This window comes from Micromonospora sp. NPDC048909, from assembly GCF_040649635.1.
GTDB lineage: Bacteria > Actinomycetota > Actinomycetes > Mycobacteriales > Micromonosporaceae > Micromonospora.
This window is the reverse complement of the sequence record NZ_JBEZFU010000004.1, coordinates 62064-85344: the sequence shown is the minus strand read 5'-3', so window position 1 is coordinate 85344 and position 23281 is coordinate 62064. Positions and strand designations below refer to the sequence as shown.

24 protein-coding genes are annotated in these 23281 nt (G+C 73.8%); 11 read left to right on the top strand and 13 right to left on the bottom strand.

Going from position 1 to position 23281, the window contains the following annotated elements; translation table 11 throughout:
• Window positions 1-61 precede the first annotated feature (61 nt).
• The 6 genes from mnmA to AB0C04_RS12630 form a co-directional block, all read right to left on the bottom strand.
• A complete protein-coding gene (gene mnmA, locus AB0C04_RS12655) occupies window positions 62-1135 on the bottom strand; it encodes a tRNA 2-thiouridine(34) synthase MnmA (RefSeq protein ID WP_357052522.1) in 1074 nt (357 codons plus the stop codon).
• A 185-nt stretch (window positions 1136-1320) separates the two neighbouring features.
• Entirely contained in the window at window positions 1321-2499 is a 1179-nt protein-coding gene (locus tag AB0C04_RS12650) for a cysteine desulfurase family protein (RefSeq protein WP_357052519.1), read from the bottom strand.
• A gap of 436 nt (window positions 2500-2935) precedes the next feature.
• Window positions 2936-3895: an electron transfer flavoprotein subunit alpha/FixB family protein gene (locus tag AB0C04_RS12645; protein ID WP_357052516.1), complete on the bottom strand. Its 960-nt coding sequence runs from the start codon at window positions 3893-3895 to the stop codon at window positions 2936-2938.
• Window positions 3896-3906: 11 nt separating this feature from the next.
• The gene (locus tag AB0C04_RS12640; RefSeq protein ID WP_357052513.1) at window positions 3907-4686 is read right to left on the bottom strand and encodes an electron transfer flavoprotein subunit beta/FixA family protein; all 780 of its coding nucleotides are present in this window, start codon (window positions 4684-4686) and stop codon (window positions 3907-3909) included.
• A gap of 333 nt (window positions 4687-5019) precedes the next feature.
• Window positions 5020-5433 (bottom strand): hypothetical protein, encoded by a 414-nt coding sequence (locus AB0C04_RS12635; protein WP_357052510.1) that lies wholly within the window; start codon window positions 5431-5433, stop codon window positions 5020-5022.
• Window positions 5430-6227, bottom strand: a complete 798-nt coding sequence (locus AB0C04_RS12630; protein ID WP_357052507.1) for a GNAT family N-acetyltransferase — start codon at window positions 6225-6227, stop codon at window positions 5430-5432. Before AB0C04_RS12630 ends, AB0C04_RS12635 begins: the two co-directional genes overlap by 4 nt.
• A 41-nt stretch (window positions 6228-6268) precedes the next feature.
• On the opposite strand from AB0C04_RS12630, the gene AB0C04_RS12625 reads away from it, so the two are divergent.
• From AB0C04_RS12625 to AB0C04_RS12615, 3 genes are all read left to right on the top strand, one after another.
• A complete protein-coding gene (locus AB0C04_RS12625; RefSeq protein ID WP_357052504.1) occupies window positions 6269-6661 on the top strand; it encodes a DUF202 domain-containing protein in 393 nt (130 codons plus the stop codon).
• A gap of 92 nt (window positions 6662-6753) precedes the next feature.
• Complete coding sequence (locus tag AB0C04_RS12620) at window positions 6754-7050, top strand: DUF202 domain-containing protein (protein WP_357053673.1); 297 nt, start codon at window positions 6754-6756, stop codon at window positions 7048-7050.
• A 27-nt stretch (window positions 7051-7077) separates the two neighbouring features.
• Window positions 7078-7539 (top strand): PLD nuclease N-terminal domain-containing protein, encoded by a 462-nt coding sequence (locus tag AB0C04_RS12615; protein WP_357052501.1) that lies wholly within the window; start codon window positions 7078-7080, stop codon window positions 7537-7539.
• A 27-nt stretch (window positions 7540-7566) separates the two neighbouring features.
• Here AB0C04_RS12615 and AB0C04_RS12610 read toward each other — a convergent pair whose 3' ends face one another.
• The 4 genes from AB0C04_RS12610 to AB0C04_RS12595 form a co-directional block, all read right to left on the bottom strand.
• On the bottom strand, window positions 7567-8376 hold the full coding sequence (locus AB0C04_RS12610; RefSeq protein ID WP_357052498.1) for an ABC transporter permease: 810 nt from the start codon (window positions 8374-8376) through the stop codon (window positions 7567-7569).
• Window positions 8373-9344 carry an ATP-binding cassette domain-containing protein gene (locus AB0C04_RS12605; protein WP_357052495.1) on the bottom strand — a complete coding sequence of 324 codons (972 nt, stop codon included), beginning with the start codon at window positions 9342-9344 and terminating at the stop codon, window positions 8373-8375. Before AB0C04_RS12605 ends, AB0C04_RS12610 begins: the two co-directional genes overlap by 4 nt.
• Window positions 9345-9514: 170 nt before the next feature.
• On the bottom strand, window positions 9515-11137 hold the full coding sequence (locus AB0C04_RS12600; protein ID WP_357052492.1) for an acetolactate synthase: 1623 nt from the start codon (window positions 11135-11137) through the stop codon (window positions 9515-9517).
• 103 nt (window positions 11138-11240) lie between these two features.
• Window positions 11241-12014, bottom strand: coding sequence for an enoyl-CoA hydratase-related protein (locus AB0C04_RS12595; protein WP_357052489.1), 774 nt, complete (start codon window positions 12012-12014; stop codon window positions 11241-11243).
• A 98-nt stretch (window positions 12015-12112) separates the two neighbouring features.
• On the opposite strand from AB0C04_RS12595, the gene AB0C04_RS12590 reads away from it, so the two are divergent.
• The 3 genes from AB0C04_RS12590 to AB0C04_RS12580 all read left to right on the top strand — a co-directional run bounded on the left by AB0C04_RS12590 (window position 12113) and on the right by AB0C04_RS12580 (window position 14325).
• On the top strand, window positions 12113-12640 hold the full coding sequence (locus AB0C04_RS12590; protein ID WP_357052486.1) for a DUF6232 family protein: 528 nt from the start codon (window positions 12113-12115) through the stop codon (window positions 12638-12640).
• 401 nt (window positions 12641-13041) lie between these two features.
• Window positions 13042-13524 (top strand): DUF6232 family protein, encoded by a 483-nt coding sequence (locus AB0C04_RS12585; protein ID WP_357052483.1) that lies wholly within the window; start codon window positions 13042-13044, stop codon window positions 13522-13524.
• Window positions 13525-13587: 63 nt separating this feature from the next.
• Complete coding sequence (locus AB0C04_RS12580) at window positions 13588-14325, top strand: hypothetical protein (RefSeq protein WP_357052480.1); 738 nt, start codon at window positions 13588-13590, stop codon at window positions 14323-14325.
• Window positions 14326-14328: 3 nt separating this feature from the next.
• Here the strand turns inward: AB0C04_RS12580 and AB0C04_RS12575 are convergent, their stop codons facing one another.
• The gene (locus AB0C04_RS12575; protein WP_357052477.1) at window positions 14329-14787 is read right to left on the bottom strand and encodes a rhodanese-like domain-containing protein; all 459 of its coding nucleotides are present in this window, start codon (window positions 14785-14787) and stop codon (window positions 14329-14331) included.
• A gap of 70 nt (window positions 14788-14857) precedes the next feature.
• Here AB0C04_RS12575 and ftrA point away from each other — a divergent pair, with 70 nt between their 5' ends.
• The gene (gene ftrA, locus AB0C04_RS12570; protein ID WP_357052474.1) at window positions 14858-15895 is read left to right on the top strand and encodes a transcriptional regulator FtrA; all 1038 of its coding nucleotides are present in this window, start codon (window positions 14858-14860) and stop codon (window positions 15893-15895) included.
• 44 nt (window positions 15896-15939) lie between these two features.
• Here the strand turns inward: ftrA and AB0C04_RS12565 are convergent, their stop codons facing one another.
• A complete protein-coding gene (locus tag AB0C04_RS12565) occupies window positions 15940-16782 on the bottom strand; it encodes an ABC transporter ATP-binding protein (RefSeq protein WP_357052471.1) in 843 nt (280 codons plus the stop codon).
• Window positions 16783-16913: 131 nt separating this feature from the next.
• On the opposite strand from AB0C04_RS12565, the gene AB0C04_RS12560 reads away from it, so the two are divergent.
• Both AB0C04_RS12560 and AB0C04_RS12555 read left to right on the top strand, forming a co-directional pair.
• Window positions 16914-17942 carry an ABC transporter ATP-binding protein gene (locus AB0C04_RS12560; RefSeq protein ID WP_357052468.1) on the top strand — a complete coding sequence of 343 codons (1029 nt, stop codon included), beginning with the start codon at window positions 16914-16916 and terminating at the stop codon, window positions 17940-17942.
• Window positions 17939-18952 carry an ABC transporter permease subunit gene (locus tag AB0C04_RS12555; RefSeq protein ID WP_357052464.1) on the top strand — a complete coding sequence of 338 codons (1014 nt, stop codon included), beginning with the start codon at window positions 17939-17941 and terminating at the stop codon, window positions 18950-18952. The genes AB0C04_RS12560 and AB0C04_RS12555 overlap by 4 nt, the downstream gene beginning before the upstream one ends.
• Before the next feature lie 237 nt (window positions 18953-19189).
• Here AB0C04_RS12555 and AB0C04_RS12550 read toward each other — a convergent pair whose 3' ends face one another.
• Entirely contained in the window at window positions 19190-20365 is a 1176-nt protein-coding gene (locus AB0C04_RS12550; protein ID WP_357052461.1) for an ROK family transcriptional regulator, read from the bottom strand.
• A gap of 179 nt (window positions 20366-20544) precedes the next feature.
• On the opposite strand from AB0C04_RS12550, the gene AB0C04_RS12545 reads away from it, so the two are divergent.
• Together AB0C04_RS12545 and AB0C04_RS12540 are read left to right on the top strand one after the other, a co-directional pair.
• Entirely contained in the window at window positions 20545-21999 is a 1455-nt protein-coding gene (locus AB0C04_RS12545) for a glycoside hydrolase family 3 N-terminal domain-containing protein (protein WP_357052458.1), read from the top strand.
• A 66-nt stretch (window positions 22000-22065) separates the two neighbouring features.
• Window positions 22066-23268 carry a PP2C family protein-serine/threonine phosphatase gene (locus tag AB0C04_RS12540; protein WP_357052455.1) on the top strand — a complete coding sequence of 401 codons (1203 nt, stop codon included), beginning with the start codon at window positions 22066-22068 and terminating at the stop codon, window positions 23266-23268.
• Window positions 23269-23281: the final 13 nt, after the last annotated feature.

Here is a 23281-nt window from a genome sequence, read left to right as displayed (position 1 = left end):
GCCGCAGGGTATCGGGTGGGCGGCTGCCCGGGGCCGGAGCCCGCGAGCGCGCCGCTGTGGGTCAGTCGGTGATGGTGGCGGAGCCGAGCACCACGTCGCCGGCCGGGTCGGGCCGGTAGGCCACCACGGCCTGGCCGGCGGCGACGCCGCGGACCGGCCGGCGCAGCTCGGCGTGCAGGGTGTCGCCGTCCAGCGCCACGGTGGCGGGCACCACGTCGCCGTGGGCGCGCAGCTGCACCTCGCACTCGACCGGCGCGTCCGGGTGCGGACCGCCGGTCCAGACCGGGCGCTCGGCGCGGACCTGGGACACCTCCAGCGCCTCGGCCGGGCCGACGGTCACCGTGTTGGTCTTCGGAGTGATGGAGAGCACGTAGCGGGGTCGGCCGTCCGGGGCCGGCCGGTCCAGGTGCAGGCCGCGCCGCTGGCCGACGGTGTAGGCGTACGCGCCGGTGTGGCTGCCGACCACCGCGCCGGTGCTCGCGTCGACCACCTCGCCGGGCGCCTCACCCAGTCGTCCGGCGAGGAACGCCCGGGTGTCGCCGTCGGCGATGAAGCAGATGTCGTGCGAGTCCGGCTTGTCGGCGACGGCCAGCCCACGACGGGCGGCCTCGACGCGGACCTCCGCCTTGGTCGAGTCGCCGAGCGGGAAGACCGACCGGTCCAGCTGCGCGCGGGTGAGCACGGCGAGCACGTACGACTGGTCCTTGGCGAGATCGACGCTGCGGCGCAGCAGGCCGTCCGGGCCGAGCCGGGCGTGGTGCCCGGTGACGACGGCGTCGAACCCGAGGGCCACCGCGCGGTCCAGCACCGCCGCGAACTTGATCTTCTCGTTGCAGCGCAGGCAGGGATTCGGGGTACGGCCCGCCGCGTACTCGGCGACGAAGTCGTCCACCACGTCGGCGTGGAACCGCTCGGCCATGTCCCAGACGTAGAACGGGATGCCGATCACGTCGGCGGCCCGCCGGGCATCCCGGGAGTCCTCCAGCGTGCAGCAGCCGCGCGCCCCGGTGCGGTAGGTCTGCGGGTTGCGCGCGAGCGCCAGGTGCACGCCGGTCACGTCGTGCCCGGCCTCGACGGCTCGCGCCGCCGCGACCGCCGAATCCACACCGCCGGACATCGCCGCCAAGACCCTCACCAGCCACACTCCCTTCCGCCCCACAACCCTATCCGCCCCGCCCGTGACCTCTCATCCACGCGCCACCCGTCCCGCCGATCATGCAGTTCTGGTGTCGGGCAAGCAGTTCCTACCGGGGCAGAACGGGCACCATAACTGCATGATCGACGCGGCGGTGCGACGCGGCGGAGCGCGTGGGGTGGGGGTCAGGGGCGGGGGGTGCGGTACGAGGCGGCGCGGCGGGCCCGGCCGACGGCGGCGGGAAGTGCGGCGATGAGCGCGTCCACGTCTGCCGTGGTGGAGGTGTGGCCGAGGGTGAAGCGCAGGGACGAGCGGGCCCGGTCGTCGTCGGCGCCCATCGCCAGCAGCACGTGCGAAGGCTGGGCGACGCCGGCCGAGCAGGCGGAACCGGTGGAGCAGGCGATGCCCTGGGCGTCGAGGAGCAGCAGCAGGGCGTCGCCCTCGCAGCCCGGGAAGGAGAAGTGCGCGTTGCCGGGCAGCCGGCCGGCCGGATCACCGTTGTAGATCACCTCGGGCACCGCCTGGCGAACCCGATCGATCAGGTCGTCGCGGAGCGCGGCGACCCGGGCCGCGTACTCCTGCTGACCCTTGACCGCCGCCTCGACGGCGACCGCGAAGGCCACGATGCCGGCCGTGTCGAGCGTGCCCGAGCGGACGTCGCGCTCCTGGCCGCCGCCGTGCAGCAGCGGGGTCGCCGCGACGTCCCGGCCGAGCAGCAGCGCGCCGACACCGATCGGGCCGCCGAGCTTGTGCCCGGTCACGGTCAACGCGGCCGCGCCGCTGGCGGCGAAGTCCACCGGCACCTGGCCGACCGCCTGGATCGCGTCGGTGTGGAACGGCACGCCGTACTCGGCGGCGACCGCGGCCAGCTCGCTCACCGGCTGGACGGTGCCGACCTCGTTGTTGGCCCACATCGCGGTGACCAGAGCGACCTGGTCGGCGTGCGCCGCCAGCTCGGCGCGCAGCCCGTCCGGGTCCAGCCGGCCGGCGCCGTCCACCGGCAGCCAACCGACCTCGGCGCCCTCGTGCGCGGCGAGCCACTCGACCGAATCCAGCACCGCGTGGTGCTCGACCGAGCTGGAGACCACCCGGCGGCGGGCGTCGTCGGCCGTCCGGCGGGCCCAGAAGATGCCCTTGACCGCGAGGTTGTCGCTCTCCGTCCCGCCGCCCGTGAAGATCACTTCGGACGGCCGGGCGCCGAGCGCGGCGGCCACCCGCTCCCGGGACTCCTCGACCCGGCGACGGGCGCGCCGGCCGGCCGCGTGCAGCGACGACGCGTTGCCGACCTCGCGGGCGGTGGCGACGTACGCCTCCAGTGCCTCGTCGAGCATGGGAGTGGTCGCCGCGTGATCCAGGTAAGCCATCACCGTTCAGCCTACGGCCGGGGGGTGGGCACCCGACGGCCGAGGGCACCGTCGGAGAGCGGGGTGGACCGGGCCGAGGACGTCGCCCACCGCGTACGGCCGGCGATGAATGCCCGGGACGTGCCGGGGTACTAGGGGGCGCGGGCGATTCATGTCGGGTAGCACGGCCCGCGGTGCCACCGATCGCCGCGGCTAAGGCATACTCGGTTGTCGACGTCTTCCGCCGAGCGACACAGCCTGCCTCCTGCGGCGACCGCACGCCCAGGGGCACCCTGACGGGCTGATCGGCGGGCCGGCTCAGCTCCCCGGCCCGCCGATCAGCTCCCTCGCCGGCCGTTCCCGCAGCACACGCACGACGAGTGGCCATCCGTCATCGGATGGCCACTCGTGGTGCCTGCGGCCCGGGGGCGACGACGCGCCGCCCCCGGAAACCGCGTCACTTGCGCTTGCGGATCTCCTCGGCGGCCTGCGGGACGACCTTGAACAGGTCGCCCACCACGCCGAAGTCGGCCAGCTCGAAGATCGGCGCCTCGGCGTCCTTGTTCACCGCGACGATGGTCTTCGAGGTCTGCATGCCGGCCCGGTGCTGGATCGCCCCGGAGATGCCGAGCGCGACGTAGAGCTGCGGGGAGACCGTCTTGCCGGTCTGCCCGACCTGGAACTGGTGCGGGTAGAAGCCGGAGTCGACGGCCGCCCGGGACGCGCCGACCGCGCCGCCGAGCAGGTCGGCCATCTCCTCGACCAGCTTGAAGTTGTCGGCGTTGCCGACGCCGCGACCGCCGGAGACGACCACCGAGGCCTCGGTCAGCTCGGGCCGGGAGCCCTTCTGCTCGGCGACCCGCTCCACCACCTTGGCCAGCTTGTCGGTGTCGGCCACGGTGACGCTGAGCTGCTCGACCGCCGGGGTCGCGGCGGCCGGCACCGGGTTCACCGAGTTCGGCCGGAGGGTGACCAGGGGCAGGCCACGGGTGACCTTGCTCTTGACGATGGTGGAGCCGGCGAAGGCGACCTGGGTGGCGGTGCCGTCGGCGGCCAGGGCCACCACGTCGGTCAGGATGCCGTTGTCCAGCTTGACCGCCAGCCGGGCGGCGATCTCCTTGCCCTCCTGGGAGGAGGCGAGCAGCACGGCCGCGGGCTGGACCCGCTTGACCAGCTCGGCCAGCACGGTGGCCTTCGGCGCCACCAGGTAGCCGTCGATCTCCTCGCCCTCGGCGGCGTAGATCTTCTCCGCGCCGTACTCGCCCAGCTTGCCGCTCAGTGCCTCGGCCGCGCCGGGCCCGCCGAGCACCACGGCGCTGGGCGTGCCCAGCTCGCGGGCGAGGGTGAGCATCTCCAGGGTGACCTTCTTGACGCCGAATTCCCGAGTGGCTTCGACGACGACGAGAACCTCAGACATGTCCAGACCTCTCACACGAACTTCTCGGTGGCGAGGAACTCGACCAGCTTGACGCCGCCCTCGCCCTCGTCGGTGACCTTCTCGCCGCCGGAGCGCGGCGGGCGCTTGGCGTGCTCCAGTACGGCGCTGGTCGCGCCGTCGAAGCCGACCTCGCTCTGGGCGACCCCGAGGTCACCCAGGGAGAGGGTCTGCACCGGCTTCTTCTTGGCCGCCATGATGCCCTTGAAGGACGGGTAGCGCGGCTCGTTGATGGTGTCCCAGACGGAGACCACGGCGGGAGTCGCGGCGGTGACAACCTCGTAGCCCTCCTCGGTCTGCCGCTCGACGGTGAGCGTGCCGCCGTCGACGGTGAGCTTGCGGGCGCCGGTCAGCGCCGCCACGCCCAGCCGCTCGGCGATCATGTGCGGCAGGACCTGCACCCGGCCGTCGGTGGACTCGGCGCCGCAGATGACCAGGTCCGCGTTGAGGGTGCCCAGCGCCGCGGCGAGCACCTTCGAGGTCGTCACGGCGCAGGAGCCGTGCAGGGCGTCGTCCACGACGTGCACGGCCTTGTCCGGGCCCATGGAGAGCGCCTTGCGGATCGACTCGGTCGCCCGGTCCGGACCCATGGTCAGGATGGTGACCTCACCACCGTGCGCTTCCTTGATCTTCAACGCCTCTTCGATGGCGTACTCGTCCATCTCGTTGATGACGTTGTTCGCCGAACCGCGGTCGACGGTGTTGTCGTCACTGCGCAGGTTGCGGTCCGCGCCCGAATCAGGCACCTGCTTGACGAGTACGACGATGTTCATCGCGCTTCGACGACCCTCCTGTGTGGTGATGCGATCGCTCGCCCGGTGGGCGCAGCCTCGCCTGTCAGTTGACGCCCGGTCAACCGCGAGCTGCTGTGCAGTTGCCCACGAAGGCCATGTTACCTGCCAGTAGGTTCGGCCTCCCGGGCGCTCGGAGTGACACAGCTCACCGTGCCGCCTCCGCCTGGGTGAAGTTTCATTACAGGAGGTATCGGGACATGTTGCTCGGCACGCACCGCTGTGCCTGGGGCCGAATCCGGGACCGCTGCGTCCGGGCCACTGTCCGGGCGCTCTGGCAGCCGGCGCGCCGGGCGCCCGCGTCGATCGCCGGACTCAGGCCGGCTCGGCCAACGCCGCCCTGATCCGCTCGATCACCGCCGCCTCGGCCGGGGCGACTCCGGCGTGCGCCCGGGCCACCCGGTCGGCCGCGGCCAGCACCACCGAGCGGTACGCCGCCACCTCCGCCGGTGACTTCTCGTGCAGGATCCGCAGCGCCCGGGTGAGCGCCGGCAGCACCGTCGACTCGATCTCCAGGGCCGAGTCGCGGGGCAGCTTCGGCAGCGGGCCGGTGGTGAGCGCCTCCTTGACCATGCCGCTCGCGTCGGCGAACGCCCCGGAGGCGGCCGCGCTCTCCCTGAGCACCGACAGCATCCCCGGGTCGGCGTTCGAGACCAGGAAGACCGCGCCGAACGCCCCGGTCTTCAGCGTCAGCCGCTCCTCGTCCGTCAACCGCTGCTCCATGATCACGGAGTGTAGACGTACGGGGTGGTCGTGGTGACCGGGACGAACCCAAGCCGCTCAAGGATCGGCCGGCTGTCGTCGGACGCGTCGACCTGCAACAGGGTGTGTCCCCGCTGGTCGGCGAGCCGGGCCCGGTAGGTCACCAGCGCCCGGTAGATCCCCCGGCGCCGAAACTGGGCCAGCGTCGAGCCGCCCCAGAGCGAGGCGAAGCCGGTGGCCGGCAGGTAGCGGACCCACCCGGCGCTCACCACCGTCCCCTCCGCCTCGGCCACCACGACGGTGATCGAGCGCGGGTCGGTGGCGATCTCCCGGGCCAGCGCGTCCGCGAGATGGCTCCGGTCGGCCTGCCAGACCTCTTCCTCCATCGCCACGATCCGCTCCAGGTCCGCCCGGGCGGTCACCTCCCGCAGGCGTACCCCCTCGGGCACCACCGGAAGCATGGCGGCCAGCGGCGCGACCGGGCCGATCACCACGGTCTCCCGCTCCTCGGGCACGAACCCGGCGGCCCGCAACCGATCGGGCAGGTCGGCCGGCTCGTCGTGCCCGGCGAGCTTCCACTCCACCGGCTCGCCCCGCTGCCGGAACAGCTCCACCTGCCGCGCGATCAGCTCGTCCAGCGCCGCGCCGGTCAGCCCACCCAGGTCCTGGTAGGTGAGGAAACCACGGCGGTCGAGCCCGAGCACCCGGTGCAGCGGCCCGTCGCGCTCGACGGTCACCCCGGCCGGCAACGGGTCGGGCAGCTCCGGCCGCAGCTGGGTGTCGTACGCGGTGCGCAGGGTGGCCACATCAAGATCCGTCATCGCTTCAGGCTACGACCGGGCGCCAGCGGATAATGGGCGACGTGTGGGAGTCGATCAGGCGCTGGTTCGACCCGCGGGAGCTGCGCTCGGTCGGCAACACCCCGGACTACCGGTTCTCGCTGGCCAACGAGCGGACGTTCCTCGCCTGGCTGCGTACCGCTCTGGCGCTGGTCGCCGGCGGGCTGGCCGCGGCCCAGTTCCTGCCGCCGCTGCCGCTGCGGCACCTGCGTGAGGCGATGGCGATCGCGCTGCTGCTGCTCGGCGGCGCGGTCGCGATCCGCGCGGTCGACCACTGGGCGCGTACCGAACGGGCCATCCGGCTCGGTGAGGAGCTGCCCGCCTCCCGGTTCCCGGCGGTGCTCGCCCTCGCCGTGGGCCTCGGCGCCCTGCTGTTGGTGGTCGCGGTGCTGCTCCGAGCCGTCGGCGGACGGTGAGCCGGCAACGCCGGCCGCCGGGCCCGGTGCCCGGCCCGGAGCCACCGTCCGGCCCGACAGGCAGGCCGGGCCGGGGTGCTGCGGGCCGACCGCTGCCCGACCCCGGGCTGCAACCGGAGCGGACCCGGCTGGCCTGGCGGCGTACCGGGCTCTCGGTGACCGTGGTGACCGTGCTGGCCCTCCGGATAGCCCTCGCCAGCGACGTGGACGGCGCGCTGCTCGCCGCCCTCACCGTGCTGACCTCGGGCGGGCTCCTGCTGCTCTGCTGGCGGCGGGGCACCGGGACCGGACCGGCGCGCAGCGGTGGGCGGGCCCTGCCGCTGGCCGGCGCGGGCACGGTGGTGCTGGCCCTGCTGGCCGTGCTGGTGGTGCTGCGCGGGGTGTGGTGACCGGACCGGGTGCGCGATGATGGGCGCATGGCCCGGCTCTACGCCCTCCTCTTCCTGGTGCAGATCGTCCTCGCCGTCTGCGCCCTGATCAGCTGTCTCTCCGCCGAGGAGGGCGAGATCCGCGCCCTGCCCCGGATCGCCTGGGTGCTGATCATCCTGTTCTTCCCGCTGATCGGCTCGATCGCCTGGTTCGTCGCCGGTCGGGAGACCGCCCCCGGCCGACCGACCACCTCCGGGCCCAAGCGGTGGACGCCGGCGCGCGAGCGTCCTCGTCCGGTCGCGCCCGACGACGACCCCGAGTTCCTCGGCTCCCTCGCCGACCGGTCCCGCCCCGACGACCAGGAGCTCTTCCGCCGCTGGGAGGAGGACCTGCGCCGCCGCGAGGACGACCTGCGCAGCCGCGAGGGGACACCGCCGGAGGGGCCGCAGCAGCCGCTGCGTCCCCGTGACAGCGAGCCACCGCGCGAGGAGGACCGCCCGGAGGTCTAGCGGTGACCCGGGCACGGGTGATCCGAGTCACACTCGACGCTTGAGCCCCCGCACCGCCAGCGGCGCGAAGATCACCGCGATGGCGGCCGCCCAGATCAGCGACTGCACCACCGGGCCGGCCACCGGCCCGTCGACCAGCAGGCCGCGCAGCGCGTCGGCCAGCACGGTGACCGGGTTGACCTCGACCCAGCTCTGCAGCCAGCCCGGCATGGTCTCGGTCGGCACGAACGCGTTGCTGGTGAAGGTGAGCGGGAAGATCACCATGAAGCCGAAGATCTGCACCTTGTCGGGCTCGCTCACCAGCACCCCGACCAGCACCGAGATCCACGCCGCGGCGAGGGAGAAGGCGAGCAGCAGGGCGAACGCCCCGAGCAGCCCGAGCGGGCCGTTGCCGAGCCGGAAGCCGAGGATCATGCCGACCCCGATCAGCAGCGCCACCGACCAGGCCTGCTTGACGGTGTCGGCGAGGATCCGCCCGGCCAGCGGGGACCAGCGCGCGATCGGCAGCGCGCGCAGCCGGTCGAAGACGCCCTTGGTGAGGTCGTTGTTCAGCCCGAAGCCGGTGGTCATCGTGGCGAAGAAGGCGTTCTGCACGATGATCCCGGGGAGCGCGAACTTCAGGTAGTCGCCCGGCGAGCCGGAGATCGCCCCGCCGAAGACGTACGTGAAGAGCAGCACGAACATCACCGGCTGGATGCTCAGGTCGAGCAGTTCCATCGGGTTGTGTTTGATCTGCACCAGGCTGCGCCAGGCGAGCGTGAGGGTGTGCCGCAGACCGGCGCCGACGCCGAGCCGGCGGGCCGGGACGAGCGGGGCGGTCAGGGTGGCGCTGGTCATGCCACGCTCCCTTCGAGGTTGGCGGCGGCCGGGTCGTCCTCGGCCCGGTGGCCGGTCAGCGACAGGAAGACCTCGTCCAGGCTGGAACCGCGCAACGCCAGCTCGGCCACGATGATCCCGGCCTCGTCGAGGCGGCGAACCACGGCGGGCAGCACACGCTGGTCGTTCACCGGCACGGTGACGGTGTTCTGGGCGACCTCCGGAGCGACGCCGGCCACCGCACCGACGATGCTCACCACGGTGGGCAGATCGGCGACGTCGGCCGGCCGCACCGCCAGGCTCTGCCCGCCGGTCTTGGCCTTCAGCTCCTCCGGGGTGCCCTGCGCGATCACCCGGCCGTGGTCGACCACCGCGATCTCGCCGGCCAACTGGTCGGCTTCCTCGAGGTACTGGGTGGTGAGCAGCACGGTCACCCCGTCGGCCACCAGCGAGCGGACGATGTCCCACAGCTCGTTACGGCTGCGCGGGTCGAGGCCGGTGGTCGGCTCGTCGAGGAAGAGCACCTGGGGCCGGCCGACCAGGCTGGCGGCGAGGTCGAGCCGCCGGCGCATGCCACCGGAGTAGGTCTTGGCGGCCCGGTCCCCCGCGTCGGTGAGCTGGAAGTCGGCGAGCAGCTGACCGGCCCGGGCCCGCGAATCGGCCCGGCTCAGGCCGAGCAGCCGGCCGATGAGCAGCAGGTTCTCGGTGCCGGTCAGGGTCTCGTCCACCGAGGCGTACTGACCGGTCAGGCCGATCAGCTGGCGTACCTGGTGGGCGTCGCGGACGACGTCGTAGCCGCCCACTGTCGCCCGCCCCTCGTCGGCGCGCAGCAGGGTGGCGAGCACCCGCACCGCGGTGGTCTTGCCGGCGCCGTTCGGCCCGAGCAGCCCGAAGACGGTCCCGGTCGGGACCGCCAGATCAACTCCGGCGAGGGCGGTGGTGGCGCCGAAGCGTCGCACCAGTCCCTCGGCGCGAATCGCGTAGTCCATCGCAACTCCTGTCGTCCTCGCTGGTGTCACCACCATGAACGACGGCGCTGACACTCCGTCGATCCGGCGCTGACGTTACGACGACAGGCGCTGACATTCCTCTTATTTAGCTGGTGGCGGAACCGGGCGCCGCCGTCGCCGGGCTTCGGCGACGGCGGCGGCTGGGAGGTTCAGGCGAGGTTGGACGAGCGGGGGTACGCGTCGGCCGGGTCGGTGAGCACGTTCACCAGGTACGGCACCCCGGCGTCGAAGGCGCGCTGCAACGCCGGTCCGAGGTCGGCGGCCTTCGCCACCGTCTCGCCGGCCCCGCCGAGCGCGCTCACCACGTGGTCGTAGCGCAGCTCCGGCTGCAGGTCGGCGGCCACGTCGTAGCCGTACATGGCCCGCATCGGGTGCTTCTCCAGCCCCCAGATGCCGTTGTTGCCCACCACGATCACCACCGGCAGCTTCTGGCGGGCCAGCGACTCCACGTCCATCAGCGAGAAGCCGGCCGCGCCGTCGCCCATCAGCACACAGATCTGCCGGTCCGGGTGGCTGACCCGGGCCCCCATCGCGTAACCCATGCCGGTGCCGAGGCACCCGTACGGGCCGGGGTCGAGCCAGGTGCCGGGCTGCGCCGGCTCGAGGTAGCGCCCGGCGTACGAGACGAAGTCGCCGCCGTCGCCGATGGTGATCGCGTCGCGGGCCAGGACCTTGCGCAGCTCGCCGTAGATCCGGGCCGGCCGGATCGGGTCGGTCTCGGCGGCCATCTCCTCGGCGTCGCGGGCCTTGGCGGCGTCCTCGGCGGCGCGCAGGTCGGCGATCCAACCGGTGTGGTCGGCCCGGTCGCCGGCGTGGTCGGCCAGCGCGGAGAGGATCAGCCGCAGGTCGCCGGCGGGGGCGGCGGCCGGCTGCACGTGCCCGGCGCGCTGGCTGGGCGCGTCGACGATGTGCACCACCTTGGCGTCGCCGAAGTCGCCGAAGCTGAGCCGGAAGTCCAGCGGGGTGCCGACCACCACGACCACGTCGGCGCCGGAGAGGGCGGCCCGGCGGGCCTTGGCGAAGGCGAGCGGGTGCTCCGGCGGGAGCGAGCCACGGCCCATGCCGTTGGTGAAGACCGGCACCTGCAGCGCCTCGGCCGCCTCGCGCAGAGCGGCCACCGCGTCGCCCGCGTACACGTCCGAGCCGGCGATGATCACCGGCCGCTCGGCGCCGGCGATCAGACTGGCCGCCCGGGAGACCTCGTCCGGGTCGGGCTCGACCGGGGCGATCCCGGGCATCGCCGGCAGCGTCGCGTCGGAGACGGAGAAGACGGTCTCCAGCGGGAAGTCCAGGAAGACCGGGCCGCGATGCGGGGTGAGCGCGGCGGTCAGCGCCGCGCTCACCGCGCGCGGGATGTCGTCGGTGCTGAACACGGTCTCGGCGTGCTTCGTGACCGGGGCGACCAGCGGCAGGTGGTCCATCTCCTGCAGGCTGCCCGAGCCCCAGCGGAACGCTGGTGCCCGGCCCCCGAGCACCAGCACCGGGGAGGCGTTGAAGAAGGCGCTGGTCAGGCCGGAGATCCCGTTGGTGACACCCGGACCGGCGGTGAGCACGGCGAGCCCGGGGCGGCGCTGGAGCTTCGCCACGGCCTCGGCCGCGAAGACCGCGGACTGCTCGTGCCGGACGTCGTAGATCGGGAAGTCGCTCTTGTGCGCGGCGTCGTAGAGCGGGAAGACGTGCCCGCCGGAGAGGGTGAACATCTCCCGTACGCCGTACGCGCGTAGTGCCGCGAGGGCCAGTTCGCCGCCGTGGCCCTCGATCCGCTCCGTCATCGCCGTCCCCTTCGTCGCCCGACCGGAGTCACACGCTACTGGCCGGTAGGAAGAATGTGAACACTCTTCGGTTCGGTCGGGCGGTCCTCACCCGACCCTCCGGTCAGCGGCCGGTGAAGTCCGGCTTGCGCTTCTCGACGAAGGCCGCCATGCCCTCGCGCCGGTCGCCGGTGGCGAAGAGCGCCGCGAAGAGCTGACTCTCCCAGGCCAGGCCGGAGTTCAGGTCCATGTCCAGGCCGCCGTCGACCGCGAGCTTCGCCGCGCGCAGGGCCTGGGCCGGCCCCGAGAGGTACGGGCGGAGCAGCTCGACCGCGGTCGAGTAGACCTCGGCGGCCGGGGCGACCCGGTCGGCCAGGCCGATCCGCAGCGCCTCCTGGGCGTCGACCATCCGGCCGGACATGATGAGGTCCTTGGCGCGGGCCGGGCCGACCAGCCGCGCCAGCCGCTGGGTGCCGCCGGCGCCGGGGATGATGCCGAGCTTGATCTCCGGCTGGCCGAGCTTCGCGTCCTCGGCCACCACCCGCCAGTCACAGGCCAGCGCCAACTCGCAGCCGCCACCGAGGGCGTACCCGGTGATCGCGGCGACCACCGGCTTGGGAATCCGGGCGATCGCGCCGAGCGCGCTGGACAGGTCGGCCGCCCGCTCCGCCATGTCCACGTAGGACATGTCGGCCATCTCCTTGATGTCCGCGCCCGCGGCGAAGACCTTCTCGCCGCCGTACACGATGACGGCGCGAACCTCGGGGTCGGCGGTGGCCGCCGTCGCGGCGGCCCGCAGCTCCTCCTGGACCTGGGTGTTGAGCGCGTTCATCGGCGGGCGCTCCAGCCGGATGGTGCCGATTCCGTCCTTGGTCTCCAGCCGCACGAACTCGCTCACGCTGCCCTCACTTCCTCGTCGAAGTCGCGTGCCAACCTTACGGCCCGGCTCGTTGGGGTACGTAGTCTGGTATCAGGCCCGGGCCCGGGAGGCCAGCGATGATCACCTACTACGACGACAGATCGGTGCAGGTCACCTCCACCGCCGTCCGCGTGGACGGCCGCACGTTCCCGCTGCGCGAGCTCACCATGGTCTGGCACCGCCGGGGCAGCCGCTCCTGGCGGGTGCTCGCCGGGCGCGGCGCGATCGGCGCCGCCCTGGCCGGCCCGCTGGTGGCGGCCGCGTTCGGAGTCGCGTTGGCGCTCTGGCTGGACAGCTCGGTCACCGTCACCACCGCGATCATCGGCGCCTCGGTGCTGGTCGGGCTCGCCGTCGGCCCGCTCGCCGACTTCCTCTTCGAACACCTGGACCGCTCCTACACCCGGGGCAGCCGGCAGTTGGAGATCTGGGCGCGCTGGCGCGGCCAGTCGGTCAGGCTGCTGTGCACGAGCGACGCGCTGCGGTTCGGCCAGATCTACCGGGCCGTGCAGCGGGCGATGGAACAGGGCCAGCCCGTACGGGCGGGCCGCGCCGCCCGTCCCTCGCCGGGCCCGACCGCGGCGCGCGCCCGCGACCGGCGCGGCTAGAACCTCTGCACATCTTCCGCGACCACTGAACGCAGCTCGGCCAGGTACCTGCTGACGAAGGTCCGCAGGTAGCGGCGGACCACCTTCACGTTGCGCTCCAGCTCCGTCACCCGGGCGACGCTACCGGCCGCACAATGCAGGCTGCCGCACGGCGGAGGCCGGCCGCCGCACAACGACGGCCGCCCCACAAACGACGGCTGTCGCACAACGGAGGCTGTCGCACAGCGGAGGCTGTCGCACAGCGGAGGCTGTCGCACAGCGGAGGCTGTCGAGCTGCTCCAGATATGAACATCGGAGCCCGCGCCAGCCCCGGCGGTTCAGATCTGGAGCAGTTCGACAGCGTCGCGGACAAGGCACCGGCACCGACGGCGCGGTTTGTCGGGGCGTGCTTAAGCTGACTGATGACGGTCTATTACCGGGACAACGTGGTGCAGGTGACCTCCGAGTCGATCCGGGTGGGCGGGCATCTGGTGGCGCTCGCCGACGTGACGTACGTCTGGCACGCCCGGGGGCGGGCCACCCTCGGCGTGCGGGGCCGGGTGCTCGGCCGCGGCGTCCTGGTCCTGTTGCTGTCGCTGCCGCCGCTGGTGGCGCTGGTCTGCGTCGTCTCGCTGGCCTGGTCGGCGCAGGATCGCGGCGAGTGGCGGCTCGCGCTGGTCATCCTGGTCGGCTGCGTGGTCGGCGCGCTCGCCCTGACGCCGTTCCTGGAGCTGCCGCTGGGCTGGCTGGACCGCTCCTACGAGCGCGGCAACCAGGTGCACGAGCTCTGGGTGCAGCACCACGGCCGGGAGGAACTGCTGCTGCGGATCCCGGACGCGTTGCGGTTCGGGCAGATCTACCGGGCGGTGCAGCGCGCCGTCGAGCAGCACACCGACCGGCGCTGAGCGGCGCGGGCCCGGGGTCCGGCCGACGGGCGGCGCGAGCGTGGGCGACGCACACTGGGTGCCATGGCGATTCCCCTCCCCCGGCCGGCCGCCGTCGTCGGTCTCACCCGTTCCGCCGTCGACCAGGCCCTCGGCACGGCCACCTCATTCGCGGCCGTGCCCGCCCGCGCGTTCGCGGTGCTGGACGACGTGGAGGCGTTGCTGGCGCGGATCAACGCGGTGGTGGACCGGATCGAGCGGACGTTGGACCGCACCGATCGGGTGCTCACCGACGCCGCGAAGGCCGTGCGCGAGGTCGAGGTGATCAGCGCCGCCGCGACCACCGCGATCGGGACCGCCACCGAGGTCGCCACCGCCGCGGCCGTGGTGGTCGGCGAGGCGGAGCAGGTGTCCCGGCGGGCCGGCACGGTGGTCGCCGAGGCGGATTCGGTGGCCGGTCGGGCCGCGGTCACGATCGGCACCGCGACGGAGGCGGCAGCGACCGCGGCCGAGCTGCTGACGGCGTACGAGCCGGCGCTGCGCCGGGCGGCGCCGATGGCGACCCGCTTCGTCGAGCAGCTCAGCCACGAGGAGGTGACCGCGGCGATCCGGCTCATCGACGAGCTGCCGAAGCTGCGGGAACACCTCACCGCCGACGTCCTGCCGATCCTGGCCACCCTCGACCGGGTCGGCCCCGACCTGCACGACCTGCTCGACGTGACCCGTGACCTGAAGCTCGCCGTCGCCGGCATTCCCGGCCTGGGCATGCTGCGCCGGCGGGGTGAGAAGCTCGTCGACGAGACCGCCGCGCAGCCAGGCTGACCCCTAGCAGTCGCAGCTGATCGTCGACCGGGGCGCGGTCAGCTCGTCGACCGGGCGGCGGGTCAGCCCGCTCGCGGTCACCACCGGCAGCCCTTCGCGCACCCAGTACTCGTAGCCGCCGAGCATCTCCTTGACCCGGTGGCCGAGCTGGGCGAACTCCAGGGCCGCCCGGGTGGCGCCGTTGCAACCCGGACCCCAGCAGTAGGTGACCACGGCAGAGCCCGGGGGCACCAGCTCGGCCGCCCGGGTGGCGATCTCGGCGGTCGGCAGGTGCACCGCGCCCGGCAGGTGGCCCTGCGCCCAGGCGGCGGCGCCCCGGGAGTCGACCACCACCAGGCCGGGCACTGCGGCGCTCAGGTCGGCGTGCACGTCACTGACGTCGGTCTCGACGCTGAGCCGGGCGCGGAAGTGAGCGGCGGCGGACTCGGGGTCGGCCGCCGCGACGGCGAAGGTGTTCGTCATGAATCGATCCTGCGCGTCGCCGCCGGCCGGGACGAGTGGCGCGAACGACGTCCTGCGCTAACATCCCGCCATGGTCCAGTCGATCGCCGCGCCTCGGCCGCGTTCCCGGTCCGGCGACCACGCGGCGGTCGAACGGACCGTCGCGGTGCTCGCGTACCCGGGGATGTCGGTCTTCGAGACCGGCATCGTCACCGAGGTCTTCGGCCTGCCCCGGCCCGAGTTCGACGTCGACTGGTACGACCTCACGGTCTGCGCGGAGCGGCCCGGCCCGGTGCCGGTGGTCGGCGGCGCCAGCCTGCACACCCCGTACGGCCTGGACGTGCTGGCCGACGCGCGGACGGTGATCGTTCCGGGAGTGCCGGACGTGACCGCGGAACCGTCGCCGGAACTGGTCACCGCGCTGCGGCGGGCGCACCGGCGCGGCGCCCGGGTCATGTCCATCTGCTCAGGCGCGTTCGCCCTGGCCGGTGCCGGGCTGCTCGACGGCCGGCGGGCCACCACCCACTGGCAGTACGCGGAGCTGCTGGCCCGCCGGTACCCCCGCGTCGAGGTGGACCCGGACGTGCTCTACCTCGACGACGGCGACCTGCTCACCAGCGCCGGCAGCGCGGCGGGCCTGGACCTGTGCGTACACCTGGTCCGCCGCGACCACGGCGCGGCCATCGCCAACGCGGTGGCCCGTCGGCTGGTGATCCCACCGCACCGCGACGGCGGGCAGGCCCAGTTCGTCGAGGCGCCGGTGCCCGCCGACCCGGACGACGACCGGATCGCCGGCAGCATCGCCTGGGCGCTGGCCCGCCTCGCCGAGCCGCTGACGGTGGCCCGGCTGGCCGGGCAGGCACACATGTCGACCCGCACCTACCTGCGGCACTTCGCCCGGGCCACCGGGACCAGCCCGATCCGCTGGCTGATCGGCCAGCGGGTGCGGGCCAGCCTGACGCTGCTGGAGACGACCGACGTGCCGATCGAGGAGATCGCCGGCACGGTCGGCTTCGACTCTCCGGTCACCTACCGCCACCACTTCGGTCGGGCCATGCGCACCTCGCCGTCGGCGTACCGGCGGGCGTTCCGTACCGGCTCGGCGGCCGGGCGTCAGTTCGACGCGTAGAGCTGGTCGATCCCGGAGCGCCGCGGCAGCGCGGGCGGCGTGCCTCAGGCGGCGCGCGCGGTGTACCGGTCGCCGGAGCGCTCGACCACCAGCGGCAGGCCGAAGGTCTTGGAGAGGTTGTCACCGGTGAGGGTGTCCCGGAGCAGACCCTGGGCCACCACGGCCCCCTCGCGCAGCAGCAGCGCGTGGGTGAAGCCGGGCGGGATCTCCTCGACGTGGTGGGTGACCAGCACCAGCGCCGGAGCGTCCGGGTCGTGGGCCAGCTCGGCCAGCCGGGCCACCAGGTCCTCGCGCCCGCCCAGGTCGAGCCCGGCTGCCGGCTCGTCGAGCAGCAGCAGCTCCGGGTCGGTCATCAGGGCCCGGGCGATCTGCACCCGCTTGCGCTCCCCCTCGGAGAGGGTGCCGTACCGGCGGTCGGCGAGCCCGCCGATGCCGAGCTGCCCGAGCAGCGCGCGGGCACGGGCCTCGTCCGAGCGGTCGTAACTCTCCCGCCAACGGCCCACCACCGACCACGCGGCGGTGACCACCACGTCAGCGACCCGCTCCTCGGCCGGCACCCGCTCGGCCAGCGCGGCGGTGGAGAGTCCGATGCGGGTACGCAGCTCGTTGATGTCCGTCCGGCCGATCCGCTCACCGAGCACGTGCGCGGTGCCGGTGGTCGGGTGCAGCCGGCCGGCGGCGAGGTTGAGCAGGGTCGTCTTGCCGGCCCCGTTCGGCCCGAGCACCACCCAGCGCTCGTCCAGCTCGACTCGCCAGTGCATGTCGTGCAGCAGCGCGGTGCCGGAGCGGCGTACGCCGACACCGTCGAGGCTGACCACCAGATCCGCGTCCACGGGGGCGGCGGCGGGGGCGGCGCCGGCGGCGCCGGGGATCAGGTCACCAGTCACCCGCCCATCCAACCACGCAGCGCGTCGGTGCCCCCCATGGGCGGCCCGCCCGCCATAGTGTGGGGCGCCGTGTCGTTGGTCACCACACCCGGAGGACGGTCCATGCCCGGTCCGAGCAGGGAGCCGCGCGGATGAGCGCGGTCATCGAGATCGAGGGTCTGCGCAAGACCTTCCACAGTGTGCGGCACGGCCGCCGGATCGCGGTCGACGGCTTCGACCTGCTCGTCGAGGCCGGCCAGGTGCACGGTTTCCTCGGCCCGAACGGGTCGGGCAAGACCACCACCCTGCGTGCGCTGCTCGGGCTGGTCCGTCCGGACAGCGGGCGGATGAGCGTGCTCGGCGCGCCGTCGCCCACACAGCTGCCTCAGGTCGCCGGCCGGGTCGGGGCGATCGTGGAGAGCCCGCAGTTCTTCGGCAACTTCACCGGCCACCGCACTCTGCGTCTGCTCGCCCGGGCCGGCGGCGTGCCGGTCGGCCGGGTGGACGAGGTGCTGGAGCAGGTTGGCCTGCTCGAGCGGGGCGGCGATCGGGTGAAGGGCTACTCGCTCGGCATGAAGCAGCGGCTGGCCGTCGCGTCGGCGCTGCTCAAGGATCCGGAGCTGCTCATCCTCGACGAGCCGGCGAACGGGCTGGACCCGGCCGGTATCCGGGAGATGCGGGACCTGATGCGGTCACTGGCCGCGGCCGGGGTGACCGTGCTGGTGTCCAGCCACATCCTCGGCGAGATCCAGCTGATCTGCGACCACGTCACGATCATCTCTCACGGTCGTCGGGTGGCGGCGGGTCGGGTGGACGAGGTGCTCGCCGGCTTCGACGAGCACGAGTTCCTGGTCCGGGTGGCCGAGCCGGAGCGGGCGGCGGAGCTGCTGCGCGAGGCCGGGCTGCCGGTCGCCGCGCACCCCGAGCACCTGGTGGTCGGCCAGGTCACCGACCCGAGCGTGCTCAGCCGGGTGCTCGGCGAGCAGGGTCTCTGGGTGACCGAGCTGACCCCGCTGCGGCCCGACCTGGAGAGCGTCTTCCTGGAGCTGACCGGCGAGGGCTCGCATCTGGCGCTGCCCCGCCAGGTCGACGGTTCGGCGCTGCCCGACGCGGCGCCGCCGGCGGACGGGCTGATCGACCTGGACGCCGAGGCCGGCGCGGGCAGAGGAGGCAACGCGTGAACCTGGTCCGTGCCGAGCTGGAGCGGCTGGGCGCCCGCCGCTTCGTGCAGCTGATGATGATCCTGCTGGTGCTGGCCTTCGGCGTCACCGCGGCGACCACCCTGGCCGGGTCGCACCGGCCCACCGCAAGCGAACTCTCCGAGGCCCGCAGTCAGGCCGCCCAGGCCCGGCAGCAGCTGGAGCTCACCTACCAGCGCTGCGTGGACCAGGTGAACGGCACCCTGGCGCCCGGCGTGGAGCGCGAGTACTTCCCGGAGAACTGCAGCGAACTCGACCCGGGGCGGATGGAGCGGTTGCCGGTGGCGACCGACTTCCTCACCGGGGTCTTCACCTTCGACCAGCAGGCCCGGCCGCTGCTCTACTTCCTGATCGCCTTCCTGGTGCTGTTCGGGTTCCTGGTCGGCGCCTCCTACATCGGCGCGGACCTCAACTCGGGCGGGGTGGTCAACCTGCTGCTCTGGCGACCTCGCCGGTTGACGGTGCTCGGCGCGAAGCTGGGCACGCTGCTCGGTGCGGTGCTGGTGCTGTCGTTGCTCGCCTCGGCGGCCTATCTCGCCACATTCTGGGTCATCGGGCAGACAGCCGGGTTGCCGGGCCGGCTGGACGGCGAGTTCTGGCGGGGGCTCGGCGCGATCCACGGTCGCGGCATGGTGCTGGTGCTGCTCGCCGGCACGCTCGGCTTCGCGCTCGCCACGCTGGGCCGGCACACCTCCGCCGCGCTCGGCGCGGCCGCGGCGTACGCGGTGGTCTGGGAGCTCGGCGCGCGGCTGGTGCTGGAGATCGTCGACGCGGCCCGCCCGGACCAGCTCATGCTCTCCAGCCACATCGGTGCCTGGCTCAGCGGCGAGGCCCGGTTCTGGGACGCTCGGGCCTGCCTCAACAGCGGCACCGGTTTCTGCGACGGTTCGTACACCTTGACCTGGGCGCCGGCCCTGGCCGTGCTGCTCGGGTTGACGGCGGTGCTGGCGGTGGCGGCGTTCACCACGTTCCGCCGCCGAGACCTGATCTGAGCTGCGGCGAAGCCCGGCCCGGGCGCGGCGGCGACGCCTTGCAGCGCCCGGGCCGATGGTGAAGAATTCCTTCGCATGACGGATCGCGGCGCGACGCCACCCGCAGGGGTAGGGTCGGCGCTCGGATCCGGCTGGCGGGGGCGCGCCGGGTGGGCCGGGGCCGAGTTCTTCCGGTCCCCCCGGAGCGGGCGGGCCCGCCAGGCCGGTCCATATTTGGAGCAGTTCGACAGCGTCCGGTCAGCCGACGGTGGAGCCGAAGACCTCGTCGCGGACGGCGTTCAGCGCCGTGCGCAGCGCGCCGCGCAGGATCGGCTCCTCGGTCAGCCCGGTCGGCACCACCCGGGGCCGGACCAGCGTGATCGCCGCGACCTCTCGCTGCACCCGCTCGGCCAGCGCCGCGCCGCCCGCCTGGCCCACCTCGCCGGCCAACACCACCAGCGGCGGGTCGAGCACCACGCAGGTGCTCGCCACACCGAGCGCCAACCGGCGGGCCACCTCGTCCAGCATCGGGCCGCCGGCGGCGCCGGCCTCGACCGCCGCCCGTACCGCGTCGGCGGTGTCCCGCTCGCGGAAGCCGTGCTCGCGGGCCACGGCGCGGACCGCGTCCGCACCGGCCAGCTGCTGGAACGCCGGCTTGGCCCGGCGGGAGACGTCGCGCGGGATGGGGGCGCCGGGCACCGGCAGGTAGCCGATCTCGCCTGCCGCGCCGCTGCTGCCGTGGTGCAGCCGCCCGCCGAGCATGATCGCCAGACCGACGCCGGCGCCGACCCAGACCAGCACGAAGTCGGAGACCCCCTGGGCGGCGCCCGACTGCGCCTCGGCGACCGCGGCGAGGTTCACGTCGTTCTCGAAGACCACCGGCGTGTGCAGGTCCTCGCGCAGCGCGGCGAGCAGGCCGCTGTGCCAGCGCGGCAGGTTGAAGGCGAAGGTGATGTCGCCGGTCCCCGGGTCGACCAGGCCCGGCGTGCCGAGCACGATCCGCCGCACGCTGGACAGCTGCGCCTGGGCGCTGCTCGCCGCCTGGACCACCGCGTTGTGCACCACGCCAACCGGATCGTCGGTGTCCCGGGTCGACTGCTCCACCCGGCCGATCACCGCGCCGGTGATGTCCGCGCAGGCGGCCACCACCCGGTCCGGGCCGACGTCCACCCCGACGACATGCGCGCTGCCCGGTCGTACGGCGTAGAGCTGGGCGTTCGGTCCCCGCCCGCCGGCCTGCTCGCCGACCCGGGTGACCAGACCGCGCTCCTCCAGCCGCTCGACCAGCTGCGACGCGGTCACCTTGGAGAGCCCGGTCAGCTCGCCGAGCCGGGCCCGGGTCAGCGGCCCCCGCTCGAGCAGCAGTTCGAGCGCCGCTCGGTCGTTGAGCGCCCGCAACAGGCGGGGGGTGCCGGGCAGCCGGGTCGCACTCATGCCACGTCCTCTAGATTTAGTAAACTTTGCTAACTGTAAACCTACCTGCGAACGGGTAGCCGTAGCGTATCGGCCACCCGGACCGGCAGTACTCGGACGACCCGGCAGCGCTGCGCGACCGGGACGGCCGGGACCGGGTACGACATCCGTGCCGATTCGGCACCGAAAGGGGAGATCACGTGGGGCTGGATCCAGGACTGCGCCGGCTCGCGCTGCGCACGCTGCTGGCCGCGTACCCGGGGCCGGTGCCGCCTGACTGGGCGGTCGACCTGGTCGCCGAGGGTCTCGCCGGGCACACCCTGTTCGGCACCAACGTGCACGACCCGGCGCAGGTGGCGGCGAGTACCGCCGCGCTCCGGGTCGGCCGGGCCGACGTGCTGATCGCCATCGACGAGGAGGGCGGCGACGTCACCCGGCTTGCGCACGCCACCGGCAGCCCCTACCCCGGCAACGCCGCGCTCGGCGCGATCGGCGACGTGGCGCTCACCCGCCGGGTCTACGAGGCGATCGGCACCGAGCTGGCCGGGCTCGGCATCACGGTGAACCTCGCCCCGACGGTCGACGTGAACACCGCTGACGACAACCCGGTGATCGGCACCCGCTCCTTCGGCGCGGACCCGGTCCGGGTCGCCGCGCACTCCGCCGCCGCGGTCGCCGGGCTCCAGGCGAGCGGCGTCGCGGCCTGCGCCAAGCACTTCCCCGGGCACGGCGCCACGGTCGCCGACTCACACCACGAACTGCCCACCGTGGACGTTCCGCCCGACGTGCTGCGCCGACGGGATCTGCCACCCTTCGCCGCCGTGGTCGCCGCCGGCGCCCAGGCCGTGATGACCGCGCACATCCGGGTGCCGGCGCTGACCGGCGCCGACCCCGCCACCTTCAGCCGGGCGGTCCTGGTCGACCTGCTCCGCACCGAGTACGGCTTCACCGGCGCGGTGATCACCGACGCGCTGGAGATGAAGGGCGCGGCCGTCGCGGCGGGCGGCGTCGGGCCGGCCGCGGTCCGGGCCCTGGCCGCCGGCGCGGACCTGCTCTGCATCGGCGCCGCGGTCGACGCCGAGCTGGTGGAGCACGTCGCCGCCGAGATCGCGGGCGCGCTCGGCGACGGGCGGCTGGACCGCGCCCGGGTCGAGGAGGCGGCCGGGCGTGCCGCCACGCTCGCCGCCTGGACCCGGGCCGCCAGTCGCGGACCGACCGGTGGCGGCACCGACCTCGGATACGCGGCGGCGCGGCGCGCCGTGAAGATCGACGGCGTGCTCACCGAGCTGAACCGGCCGCTGGTGGTGCAGCTGCACGCCGCCTCGACCATCGCCGAGGGCCGGGTGCCGTGGGGACTCGGCCCGCACCTTGCCGACGCGGAGGAGATCCGGGTGGTGGCCTCCGAGAGCGACCCGGCGAGCCTGCGCCAGCGCGCAGGGGACCGACCGATCGTGCTGGTCGGCCGGCACCTGCACCGGCTGCCCGGCGGCCCGGAGCTGATCGCGGCGCTGGCCGCCGAACACCCGGTGACAGTCGTGGAGATGGGCTGGCCGGCACGGTGGCGTCCGGCGGGCGTCCGCGCCTTCGTCACCACGTACGGGGCGAGCCACGCCAACGGCCGCGCCGCCGCCGAGGCGCTCGGCCTGGCCGGCTGACCCGGTCACCGAAGGGGCAGCCAGCCCCGCGGGGCGTGGCCGGCCGGGGCCGGGGTAATGGGCGGCATGACCGCGACAGAACCCTGGCTCCGGGCCCTGGCCGACCTGCTCGACCGGTCGCACCAGCTGCCGCCGGACGACCTGCCGGTGGCGGTCGACGCCGTGCTCGAGCCGCTGCGGGTCACCGCGACCATCTACCTGGTCGACGCCGAGCAGTGCGACCTGCGCCCGTTACCCACGCGGGGCCGGCCGACGCCGGATCCGCGGCCGATCGACGCGAGCCTCGCCGGGCGGGCCTTCACCCAGGTCGAGCTGCACGCCGGCCAGGGTCCACCGCCCCGGCTCTGGGTGCCGGTGATCGACGGCACCGACCGGCTGGGCCTGCTGGAGATCGTCCCGCCGCCGGGAGCGGACCTCGGTGACGCGGCGCTGCGGGACGGCTGCCGACTGATCGCCGGGCTGATCGGACACCTGGTGACCAGCAAGTCCAGCTACGGCGACGGGCTGCAACGGGCCCGGCGCAGCCAACCGATGGGGGTCTCCGCCGAACTGCTCTGGCAGCTGCTGCCGCCGCTCACCTTCGCCGCTCCCGACGCGACGATCAGCGCGGTGCTCGAACCCTCCTACGAGGTCGGCGGGGACGCCTTCGACTACGCCTTGAACGGGAACACGGTCACGCTGGCCATCCTCGACGGGGTCGGGCACGGCCTGTCGGCGGTGCTGACCACCTCGGTCGCGCTGGCCGCGATGCGGGCCGCCCGCCGGGCGGGCAACGACCTGGCCGGGCTGGCCCGGGCGGTGGACGCCGCGATCCTCGGCCAGTGGCGGGACGCCCGGTTCGTCACCGCGGTGCTCGCCGAGTTCGACACCGGCACCGGCCTGCTGCGCTACCTCAACGCCGGGCATCCGCCGCCGCTGCTGCTGCGCCACGGCCGCACGGTGCAGGAACTGACCGAGGGCCGACGGCTCCCGCTCGGCCTGCCGAACGACCGGATCGAGGTGGCCCGGACCAGGTTGGAGCCCGACGACCGGCTACTGCTGTACACCGACGGGGTGACCGAGGCGCGAGACGTCGCGGGCGAGCTGTTCGGCCTCGGTCGGCTCGCCGATCTCGCGGAGCGGCACATCAGCTCCGGTCTGCGCACCCCGGAGACGCTACGTCGACTCAGCCACGCGGTGATCGAGCACCAGGACGGCCCGCTGCGCGACGACACCACCCTGCTGCTGGTCGAGTGGTCACCGCAGGCAGCGGCGAAGGTGCAGCCGTGACGCCAAGCGCCGG

Bases quoted from the DNA above. Each gene is read 5' to 3' on its own strand.
- AB0C04_RS12650 (WP_357052519.1), bottom strand. From the start codon at position 2,499: ATGGCTTACCTGGATCACGCGGCGACCACTCCCATGCTCGACGAGGCA.
- AB0C04_RS12645 (WP_357052516.1), bottom strand. From the start codon at position 3,895: ATGTCTGAGGTTCTCGTCGTCGTCGAAGCCACTCGGGAATTCGGCGTC.
- AB0C04_RS12640 (WP_357052513.1), bottom strand. From the start codon at position 4,686: ATGAACATCGTCGTACTCGTCAAGCAGGTGCCTGATTCGGGCGCGGAC.
- AB0C04_RS12630 (WP_357052507.1), bottom strand. From the start codon at position 6,227: ATGACGGATCTTGATGTGGCCACCCTGCGCACCGCGTACGACACCCAG.
- AB0C04_RS12615 (WP_357052501.1), top strand. From the start codon at position 7,078: ATGGCCCGGCTCTACGCCCTCCTCTTCCTGGTGCAGATCGTCCTCGCC.
- AB0C04_RS12610 (WP_357052498.1), bottom strand. From the start codon at position 8,376: ATGACCAGCGCCACCCTGACCGCCCCGCTCGTCCCGGCCCGCCGGCTC.
- AB0C04_RS12605 (WP_357052495.1), bottom strand. From the start codon at position 9,344: ATGGACTACGCGATTCGCGCCGAGGGACTGGTGCGACGCTTCGGCGCC.
- AB0C04_RS12600 (WP_357052492.1), bottom strand. From the start codon at position 11,137: ATGACGGAGCGGATCGAGGGCCACGGCGGCGAACTGGCCCTCGCGGCA.
- AB0C04_RS12590 (WP_357052486.1), top strand. From the start codon at position 12,113: ATGATCACCTACTACGACGACAGATCGGTGCAGGTCACCTCCACCGCC.
- AB0C04_RS12585 (WP_357052483.1), top strand. From the start codon at position 13,042: ATGACGGTCTATTACCGGGACAACGTGGTGCAGGTGACCTCCGAGTCG.
- AB0C04_RS12580 (WP_357052480.1), top strand. From the start codon at position 13,588: ATGGCGATTCCCCTCCCCCGGCCGGCCGCCGTCGTCGGTCTCACCCGT.
- AB0C04_RS12575 (WP_357052477.1), bottom strand. From the start codon at position 14,787: ATGACGAACACCTTCGCCGTCGCGGCGGCCGACCCCGAGTCCGCCGCC.
- ftrA (WP_357052474.1), top strand. From the start codon at position 14,858: ATGGTCCAGTCGATCGCCGCGCCTCGGCCGCGTTCCCGGTCCGGCGAC.
- AB0C04_RS12560 (WP_357052468.1), top strand. From the start codon at position 16,914: ATGAGCGCGGTCATCGAGATCGAGGGTCTGCGCAAGACCTTCCACAGT.
- AB0C04_RS12550 (WP_357052461.1), bottom strand. From the start codon at position 20,365: ATGAGTGCGACCCGGCTGCCCGGCACCCCCCGCCTGTTGCGGGCGCTC.
- AB0C04_RS12540 (WP_357052455.1), top strand. From the start codon at position 22,066: ATGACCGCGACAGAACCCTGGCTCCGGGCCCTGGCCGACCTGCTCGAC.